The organism is Planomonospora algeriensis (genome assembly GCF_977012225.1).
The window spans coordinates 1-337 of record NZ_CDRNDK010001137.1 but is presented as its reverse complement, the minus strand read 5'-3'; the positions used below and the strand labels follow the sequence as shown (position 1 = coordinate 337).

The 337-nt window shown below is 73.3% G+C and carries 1 protein-coding gene; it reads left to right on the top strand.

Annotated features, from left to right (window positions below):
* Nucleotides 1-46: 46 nt before the first annotated feature.
* Nucleotides 47-337: hypothetical protein (locus ACWJ6R_RS38165; RefSeq protein WP_449066824.1), on the top strand; the 291-nt coding region annotated here is incomplete at its 3' end.

Sequence of the window (337 nt, the reverse complement as noted above, 5' to 3'; positions counted from 1 at the left end):
CCTGCTCGTGCTGTACGGCATCGGCCCGCTGGCTTTCCTCGCGGACATGGTCATCAACCGCGACTGCCTCTCCTCGTGGGGAGGATGGGAAGGAGTGCAGTTCTTCCTCGACCAGACCGCGGCACCCGTACTGGCCGCGCTGTGCATGCTGGCGGCCGTGCGACGGCCTCGCCACCGCCTGCGCGCCCTGGCCCGCGTCCTGATCCGCGCCCTGCGAACGCGCCGGTCGCGACGGGCCGTGGCGGGCGCGGCCGCACTGGCCGTGCTGGGACTGGTGCCGGCGACCGACTTCGGCTCAGGCCGCATCACGACCGCCGACCAGTGCCCGCCCACCGAC